Annotated in this window: 1 protein-coding gene; it reads left to right on the forward strand. The window is 71.0% G+C overall.

Going from position 1 to position 272, the window contains the following annotated elements; genetic code table 11:
• On the forward strand, positions 1-272 hold a 272-nt coding region (locus AC0IWM_RS23750), incomplete at both ends, for a transposase (protein ID WP_471759141.1).

The following is a 272-nucleotide window of genomic DNA, read 5'->3' on the forward strand; positions in this document are numbered from 1 at the left end:
GTCGGCGGTTCGGATGCGATCCTCGTCGTCGACGACACCGCCTTGCCGAAGAAGGGCAACCGCTCGGTCGGCGTGGCGCCGCAATACGCCACGACGCTGGGCAAGACCGCCAACTGCCAGACGCTGGTGTCGCTCACGCTGGCACGCGGCGAGGTGCCCGTGGCGGTCGGCCTGGCGCTGTTCCTGCCCGAGACCTGGACGAGCGACCCGGACCGGATGGCATCGGCCGGCGTTCCCGAGGATCGGCGCACGGCCCGCACCAAGCTGGAGAT

It is taken from the genome of Methylobacterium sp. AC433 (genome assembly GCF_979253015.1).